This window comes from Sporomusa sp. (genome assembly GCF_035561255.1).
GTDB lineage: Bacteria > Bacillota > Negativicutes > Sporomusales > Sporomusaceae > Sporomusa.
Window position 1 is genome coordinate 1 of record NZ_DATMXX010000261.1, and the last position, 7,964, is coordinate 7,964.

Here is a 7,964-nt window from a genome sequence, read left to right on the forward strand (position 1 = left end):
GGAAAATATATCATTCATTATGTAATGACAGCAACAATGACGTTGAAAAATGGAAAATGTGAGGTATACACTATTTTGAGGAGCCGGAAACGATGAAGAAAACCAATCTAACAACAAGGCTTAACTTTAAAATAGTTTTTGTTGTTTTGTTGTTGATGATCACTGTTACCGCATATAATCATTGGCTCTATGTACAAGAAGAAAACAATAAGAATATCGCTTTGCTTATGTCTATTACCGAGTTTCTTGTTCAAAAAAAGCCGTCCGGTTCCTTTGCGGACATTGCTGCACAACATGTTAGCCTTCAGCAACCGGTACAGGAGCAGGTTTTAGCCATCAATAAAGAACTACACCCTATTTTGAATGATATATTTGTGCCAATGAACATGATAAAATTCGGTTTTTATTCCCGTCAATACGAACGTATTGTTGCTATTGGCCCCCAGTGGGACACTTCGCTGCTTATCGGTATTAACCCTTGCAAGCTTCAAACAATCTATGCAGCAAATACTGATCAACTATTAAAAAATAAAAACTCAGTTGTGTGGCATGGTGCAAATACACTTGCCTATATTAAGCCGATTAGTGAAAATGGCGTGATTATTGGTCATGCATTTGCGTCTATCAATCAGGATGCTGTTTACTCGGCGATTTGGAAGAGGACAATCAGTACTTTTTTAGGTGCATTTCTCATGTTATTAGTATGTGTCGCTGTGTTTCGCGAGTTGTTTGTTAAACTAAAAAAAGATCTTCAGATATTCGCTGAATCAATTCTGGATGGTCGTACTTGCAATTATGAAAGTGAAATTGAGGAATTTACCCCTATTCTAAAACACATCAGCGAACAAACAGAGAAAATGACAAAACTGGACCGTTTAAACATCATCGGTGAAATGGCGGCCGGCATTGCCCATGAAATCCGAAACCCAATGACAACCGTACGGGGGTTCTTACAGTTTCTGAGTATAAAAAAAGAATTTACAAAACAAAAAGAAAACTTCGATCTTATGATTGATGAGCTGGATCGTGCCAACAGTATTATTACTGAATTTTTATCACTGGCTAAGAATAAGACCATGGAATTTAGCGAAATAAACTTAAATACGATTATCCATGATATTTATCCGCTTCTGCAGGCAGACGCTATGCGTAATAATTGTGAGATTAAAGTTATGTTAGGAGATATCCCTAATGTGTTTGTTGACCAGAACAGTATCCGGCAACTTATTTTAAATATGGTACGAAACGGTCTTGATGCAATGCCTGGCAGTGGCATAATTAACATTTATACTGAATCAGTTGAATCGAAAGTTCTATTATCTATCCAGGATTGTGGGGGCGGTATTCCACCTGAGATCAGGGATAAGCTGGGAACACCTTTCTTTACTACCAAAGAACAGGGTACTGGGTTAGGTTTAGCGATTTGTTATCAAATTGTACAACGCCATTCTGCAACCCTGAGTATTGAAAGCAGCCTGGGAAGAGGGACAACCTTTACAGTCGGCTTCAGGCAATCCTAATCATGTACTCCTATTAGTCAGAACAGTAAGTAAACTCATCTAACTGAGGTGATAAATATGGCTGAACGAATTATAACCCTGTCCTTTTTGCTGGGAAGTATCATCTATCTGTTTGCTGCTCAACAACTGACTTTTGGAACGATTGAATCACCTAAATCCGGGTTTCTCCCAAATCTGGCAGGTTTTGTTGGCATCGTGTTGGCATTAGTGCTTCTTTTCAACCAACGATGCACGGAAATGGTTAAACAGGATACGGTCAACTGGACTAAATTCCTATTTATCATTATTGGCCTGCTAGTTTACATTACAATCCTGAATACTATCGGGTATCTTACTGCCGCGTTTATTTTCCTGCTTTACCTGTTTAAAGTAGCCGATACCATGGGCTGGATAGTTCCTATTGCAATGGCTGCCGGTACTTCGGTTATATTCTATCTTGTATTTGGTCATTATTTAGCAGTTACACTACCATAGGTTATGGGGGTATAAACCATGGAAATATTGAACCTATTGCTGCAAGGGTTTTATGTTAGCATCATTCCGGCTAATTTGCTGGCCTGTACTATTGGGGTTATTATCGGTACGCTGGTAGGGGTATTACCAGGAATTGATACGATCAGCACTATTGCTTTGCTCCTGCCCTTTAGCTATGGCATGAATAGTACCGCTGCCTTAATTATGTTTGCCGGAATCTATTATGGATCAAAGTATGGTGGTTCGACAACCTCTATTCTGCTGAACGTCCCTGGAGAAGCTGCATCAGTAGTTACCTGCCTGGATGGCTACCCTATGGCCCAACGGGGACGGGCAGGTGCGGCGCTGGCCGTATCGGCGATTGGCTCATTTATCGCCAGTACCATTGGTGTAATTGGATTAACCCTGTTCGCCCCGCCTCTAGCACAGGCGGCACTGGCCTTTGGACCACCGGAATACTTTGCCCTTGCCCTGGTAGGGCTAATCATTCTAACTAATCTGACTGGTACTTCTACGCTCAAGTCAACAATGATGGTTGCTGTCGGAATTATGCTTGGCACCATCGGACTGGATAGCTTGTCAGGCATCAGCCGCTTTACCATGGGTTTTGATGAGCTTGACAGGGGTTTTGAACTTTCCATTTTAGCGATGGGTATATTCGGAATTGGGGAAATTCTCACCGTGATGACAAAGCCAACTACTCCTCCCAGCCTGCCATCAATAGGGTTGCGGGATTTATACCCTACCAGCGAAGAGTGGCGTCGCTCAGTCCCGCCAATGTTTCGTGGAGGTATTGTCGGGTTTCTGGTAGGTTTACTACCAGGTCCGGCAGCAACAATCTCCAGTTTTGTATCTTACGCTCTGGAAAAACGCTTCAGCAAAAATCCGTCTGAATTCGGCCACGGTGCTATTGAGGGGGTAGCCGGACCGGAGTCAGCAAATAACTCTGCTATCTCGGCCACTATGATCCCTTTATTATCTTTGGGACTGCCCTTCTGCGGTGCTACAGCTATCTTACTCAGTGGCTTTATGATTCATGGTATTACCCCTGGCCCGGCACTAATAACCCAGCAGCCTGACTTGTTTTGGGGTTTGATTGCCAGTATGTATCTTGGCAGTATATTACTACTGATTATTAATCTGCCATTAATCGGTATTTTTGTCCAATTACTCAAAACGCCATTAAATATTTTGATGCCGCTTATCGCCTTACTAACCCTCACCGGGGCTTATTCCATCAATAATAGTATGTCTGACTTGGTGTGGATTGTTCTTTTTGGCATAATCGGTTTTTTTCTACGCCGGACAGGTTTTGAACCAGGTCCGTTGCTAATTGGTGTAATCCTGGGACCGGGATTGGAACAAGGGTTAGTACGGGGCTTAATCATTTGCGATGGAAATATCTGGGCAATGCTTACCCGCCCTATTGCGGGCAGCATTTTCGCAATAGGAGTTCTAGTCATTCTCTATAACACAACCTGCTGGATTATTAAAATCAATAAGCGCCGGAGGGGGGCGAGCTGTTAGCATCTGTTAATAATGTGAGGAGGTAACCATGCAGTGCAGAAGAAATCTCTAATGTTATCGGCAATATGTTTATTTCTTCTTGTAGTACTATTAGGAGGTTGTGCCGATATGCAAAGTAAACCGGCATCTACTGTTACCAAGTACCCGGAAAAACCTATTAATGTAATTGTAGCTTTCAGTCCCGGGTCAGGTATGGATTTAACAGCTCGAACAATGGAAAGATTTGCACCTAAATATTTAGGGCAGCCCTTAGTTGTTATGAATAAACCAGGGGGAGCAGGCACTGTTGGTTGGAATGAACTGACTGGAGCCAACCCGGATGGCTACACAATTGGCGTAGTTGCTATTGATATGTTATTGCTAACACAATACGGGTCAGGCAAATACGATTATCCTACTGCATTAAGCCCGATTGCTCAGGTCTCTGCTTTGCCGATGGTACTGGCGGTTCAGGCTGAACAACCCTGGCAAACGCTTGCTGACCTAATTGCCCATGCAAAAAAACATCCCGGTCAACTAAAATTTGCTCACGCCGGTGTGGGAACATTTGCCCATGTCCTCGGTGAGATGCTTAGTCAGGAAGCCGGTATTACGCTTGATCAAGTTCCCTTCTCTGGCGGTAGTGAGGTAACGAGCGCCTTACTTGGAGGCCATGTTCAACTCATTATTGTCAACCCCGTAGTGGTCAAAGAGCATGTTAAAAACGGTACCATAAGAATCCTTGCGGCAACTGGTGAACAGCGTACAGATGACCCCATACTGGCCCAAGTACCCACATTCAAAGAACAGGGTCTTGATATTACTTTAACCAATTGGTTTGCAATTGCAGCTCCTAAAGAAATGCCACTAAATTTAAAAACTAAGTTAAACGAAGGCTTCAAAGCACTTATCACCGATCCCGAGTTTACGAGAAATATGAATAATGCCGGATTGAAAGTCCAATATCTTGGTCCCCAGGAGTCACTTGACAAATGGCTGGCCGACAGTCAGAAACTTACCAGGACATTAAAAGATACCGGTGTTATAGAAAAAATCAAAGCCCAGAGAAAATAGATTAAACTTGCCAACTACTGCTTATTGTTTTTATAAGATCTAAGAAGTACTTTTCAGGCTATGTAAAATAAAGACGACCAAGGAGGTAAGCGTACTGTGCAGAAAAGATTCCTAATCATTTCGGCAATAGCGATATTCCTTCTCTCAATTATACTCGGAGGTTGCAGCGATATACAAAGTACCCCGGTCACTACAACTTTGAAATTCCCTGAAAAACCAATCACCGTAATTGTACCTTTCAGTGTAGGTGGTGGCTTGGATTTAACAGCCCGTTCACTGGAAAAACTGGCACCTAAATATTTAGGGCAGCCACTGATAGTCGTTAATAAGCCCGGGGGAGCAGGTGCGATCGGTTGGGGTGAATTGGCTGGAGCAAACCCGGATGGCTATACCATTGGTATAACTGGTATTGATATGCTATTGCTGCCACTATATGGATCGGCTAAATATGATTATCCAATTGCCTTAGCACCGATTGCCCAGGTTGCAGCATCCCCAATGGTCCTGGCAGTGCAAGCTAATAAACCCTGGCAAACACTTGATGACTTAATCAAGTATGCAAAAAAGAATCCAGGTGAACTAAAATTCGGGCATGGTGGTGTAGGCTCATTTCCCCATCTACTAGGTGAGATGTTTGGCCAATCGGCTAACATTACCATTGAGCAAGTTCCCTTTGCCGGAGCGAGTGAAGCTACCGCTGCTTTACTAGGTGGACATGTTCAACTAAGTTTTGTTAACCCCATGGTAATTAAAGAGCATGTCAAGAATGGTACCATTAGAATCTTGGCCGTAACAGGCGAACAACGGATAAGCGACCCAGTACTGGCGCAGGTACCTACTTTTAAAGAACAGGGATTAGATGTTATTTTAACCAATTGGTATGGAATTGCAGTTCCTAAAGAAATGCCAGTGAAAGTAAAGAATAAATTAGCTGAGGGATTTAAAGCCCTTATTGCCGATCCTGAATTCACCAAAAACATGAGTAATATTGGGCTTCCTGTTCAATATCTAGGCCCTCAGGAAACCCAAGACAAATGGCTGGCCGATAGTCAAAAACTTATCACCACATTAAAAGATACCGGTGTTTTAGAAAAAATCAAAGCCCAGAGAAAATAGGTGAACATTTGCCATCTATAACAATTGCTCATTTTTTGTAGGTTCTACCAAGCACTTTCCCTATAACGTGAAGGGCTTAGAAGAATAAAGATGATTAAGGAGGCTAAAGTGCAGAAAAAATCTCTAATCCTGTCGACAGTAAGTATATTACTTATCTCAATAATGTTGGGAGGTTGTGCCACTATGCAAAATCCGAGTATCCCAATTAATGCAACTACAAAATTCCCGGAAAAATCTATAACCATGGTCGTACCTTTCAGTGTAGGCTCAGGGTCGGATTTGATAGCCCGCTCGTTGGAGAAAATGGCACCTAAACATTTAGGACAGCCGTTGGTTATTATTAATAAGCCTGGAGGAGCAGGAACTATTGGGTGGAATGAGCTGGCGGGAGCAACGCCGGATGGCTACACGCTTGCCATAACTGGTGTGGACATGCTATTACTACCACTTTATGGCTCAGCCAAATATGATTACCTAACCGCCTTGCAGCCTCTCGCCCAGATTACGGCAGTCCCACTGGTACTGGTAGTTCAATCAAGTCAGCCGTGGCAAACACTCAATGACCTAATTGAGTATGCAAAAAATCACCCAGGCAAATTAAAGTTTGCTAACAGTGGCATAGGTGGCTTTACCCATGTATTAGGTGAATCATTTGCCCAAGTAGCTGGCATTGCAATTGAGCAGGTTCCTTTCTCTGGAGGGGGTGAGTCAACTAGCGCCTTATTAGGCGGACATGTTGAGCTTTGTTTTGTTAATCCCATGCTAATTAAAGAACATATTAAAAACGGTACCGTAAGAGCTCTGGCTGTGACTGGCGACCAGCGAGTTGATGATCCTATTTTTGCGCAGGTACCCACTTTCAAGGAGCAAAGGCTTGATATTTCTTTAAATAATTGGTTCGGAATCGCAATTCCAAAAGAAGTACCGGTAGAGATAAGGAACAAATTGGCCGAAGGATTCAAAGCAATTATTTCTGACCCCGAATTTAAGAATAACATGAACAATGTTGGGCTTAAGGCTCAATATCTAGGACCTCAAGAATCACAAGACAAATGGCTGGCTGATAGTCAAAAGCTTTCTAAAACACTGCAAGATAGCGGTGTTCTAGAAAAAATCAAAGCCCAGCGGAAATAGTCTTAAATCTTAAATAACGATTTATCTTTCATTCTAAAATGTAAGCTTTCCAATTATTTCTCGTCTGAAAAAATCGCAATGGAATGGCTCATCTCTTTTAAAGTAAGCCTCAAATTCTTTCGCATAAAAGGAGGCCAGCGTGCAGTGCAGAAAAACATACTAATCATTTCGGCCATAGCGGTATTCCTTATCTCAATAATATTGGGAGGTTGCAGCGATATACAAAGCATTCCGGTTACTACGACTTCGAAATTCCCCGAAAAACCAATTACCGTAATTGTACCTTTCAGCGTAGGTGGTGGCTTGGATTTAACAGCTCGCTCACTGGAAAAACTGGCACCTAAATATTTAGGGCGGCCACTGATAGTGGTTAATAAGCCCGGGGGAGCAGGTGCCATTGGTTGGAATGAACTAGCTGGAGCAAATGCAGATGGATACACAATTGGAATAACTAGCCCAGATATGTTGTTATTGCCCATATATGGCTCAGGAAAATATGATTATTCAACCGCATTAAGCCCCCTTGCTCAGGTTGCGTCAGTATCGTCAGTGTTGGCTGTTCAAGCTAGTCAACCATGGCAAACACTCAACGACCTAATTGAATATGCTAAAACGCATCCAGGGCAGCTCAAGTTTGGTCACTCAGGCATAGGATCATTCCCTCATTTACTTGGCGAGATGTTTGGCCAAACAGCCAACATTAGCATAGAGCAAGTTCCCTTCTCCGGAGCGGGTGAAGCTACCGCTGCTTTACTAGGTGGACATGTTCAACTAAGTTTTGTTAACCCCATGGTAATTAAAGAACATGTCAGGAATGGTACCATTAGGATCTTGGCCGTAACAGGCGAACAAAGGATAGACGACCCAGTACTGGCGCAAATACCTACTTTTAAAGAACAGGGATTAGATGTTGTTTTAACCAATTGGTATGGAATCGCAGTTCCGAAAGAAGTTCCAGTGCAAATAAAAAACAAATTGGCTGAAGGATTCAAGGCCCTTATTTCCGATCCCGAATTCACAAAAAACATGAGCAATATTGGGCTTCCGGTCCAATATTTAAGCTCACAGGAGACACAAGACAAGTGGTTAACTGATAGTAAAAAATTCGAAACAATACTAAAAGATACCAATATTGTAGAT

Annotated in this window: 7 protein-coding genes; all 7 read left to right on the plus strand. The window is 42.5% G+C overall.

Translation table 11 applies throughout. From position 1 onward, the window contains the following. Positions 1-92: 92 nt before the first annotated feature. Positions 93-1,520, plus strand: a complete 1,428-nt coding sequence (locus tag VN379_RS14675; protein ID WP_325535119.1) for an ATP-binding protein — start codon at positions 93-95, stop codon at positions 1,518-1,520. Positions 1,521-1,577: 57 nt separating this feature from the next. Further along, complete coding sequence (locus VN379_RS14680; RefSeq protein ID WP_325535121.1) at positions 1,578-1,994, plus strand: tripartite tricarboxylate transporter TctB family protein; 417 nt, start codon at positions 1,578-1,580, stop codon at positions 1,992-1,994. Positions 1,995-2,012: 18 nt separating this feature from the next. After that, on the plus strand, positions 2,013-3,521 hold the full coding sequence (locus VN379_RS14685; RefSeq protein WP_325535123.1) for a tripartite tricarboxylate transporter permease: 1,509 nt from the start codon (positions 2,013-2,015) through the stop codon (positions 3,519-3,521). A gap of 108 nt (positions 3,522-3,629) precedes the next feature. Further along, a complete protein-coding gene (locus VN379_RS14690) occupies positions 3,630-4,574 on the plus strand; it encodes a tripartite tricarboxylate transporter substrate binding protein (protein WP_325535125.1) in 945 nt (314 codons plus the stop codon). Positions 4,575-4,745: 171 nt separating this feature from the next. Next, positions 4,746-5,690, plus strand: coding sequence for a tripartite tricarboxylate transporter substrate binding protein (locus tag VN379_RS14695; protein ID WP_325535130.1), 945 nt, complete (start codon positions 4,746-4,748; stop codon positions 5,688-5,690). A gap of 183 nt (positions 5,691-5,873) precedes the next feature. Further along, the gene (locus VN379_RS14700; RefSeq protein WP_325535128.1) at positions 5,874-6,824 is read left to right on the plus strand and encodes a tripartite tricarboxylate transporter substrate binding protein; all 951 of its coding nucleotides are present in this window, start codon (positions 5,874-5,876) and stop codon (positions 6,822-6,824) included. Between the two features lie 219 nt (positions 6,825-7,043). Beyond that, positions 7,044-7,964, plus strand: a 921-nt coding sequence (locus VN379_RS14705; protein ID WP_325535132.1) for a tripartite tricarboxylate transporter substrate binding protein, incomplete at its 3' end; no start/stop codon positions are given.